This is a genomic window from Achromobacter sp. Marseille-Q0513, assembly GCF_018195695.1.
Classification (GTDB): domain Bacteria; phylum Pseudomonadota; class Gammaproteobacteria; order Burkholderiales; family Burkholderiaceae_B; genus Achromobacter.
Genome location: NZ_JAGTJY010000421.1, coordinates 1 through 704, shown reverse-complemented (window position 1 = coordinate 704; position 704 = coordinate 1). Strand labels below are relative to the sequence as shown.

Here is a 704-nt window from a genome sequence, read left to right as displayed (position 1 = left end):
GTCATGGCCGCCGCCTGGGCCTGTGCGTTGGATTTTTCGCCACCCAGGCTGACCGTGGTGCTGGACAAGATCACACGAACGCGCGAACTGATTGAGGCCAGCGGTGAATTCGTCATCCAGATTCCAACTGTCGCGCAAGCGCGGCTGGTGCACGAGGTAGGCTCCCGGAGCCTGCATCAGGATCCGGACAAGCTCCAGAACTGCGGCGTGGAGCTCCTGCGCTTCGACGGCTTCGACCAACCCTTCGTGGCCGGAGCTTCGGCCTGGCTGGCGTGCCGGCTCATCCCGGAAGTGCGCAATCAGGAGACCTATGACTTGTTCATCGGCGAGGTGGTCGGCGCCTGGGCGGACGCGCGGGCGTTCAGCGATGGCCGCTGGCGCTACGAGCATGCCGACCCGGTCTGGCGCAGCTTGCATCATGTCGCCGGCGGGCATTTCTATACCATCGGCGATGCCCTGGACGTGCCTTTAACGCAACGCTAAACCTTTGGTCGCCCAGGTGGAGCGGCAACTGCCGCACCTCCGTAAAGTGCCCACCGATTACAGGAGAAAAGCATGAAGTCACGTGCTGCCGTCGCCTTCGGGCCAGGCAAACCGCTTGAAATCGTCGAGATCGACGTCGCTCCACCAAAGGCCGGTGAAGTTCTGGTCAAGATCACCCATACCGGCGTCTGCCACACCGACGCCTTCACCCTGTCGGGCGA

General features: G+C 63.1%; 1 protein-coding gene and 1 pseudogene. Both read left to right on the top strand.

The window, feature by feature from the left end:
* Nucleotides 1-483, top strand: a 483-nt coding sequence (locus tag KDH83_RS31035) for a flavin reductase family protein (RefSeq protein ID WP_212322941.1), incomplete at its 5' end; no start/stop codon positions are given.
* A gap of 72 nt (nt 484-555) precedes the next feature.
* Nucleotides 556-704: pseudogene (locus KDH83_RS31030) on the top strand (S-(hydroxymethyl)glutathione dehydrogenase); the annotation flags it as partial.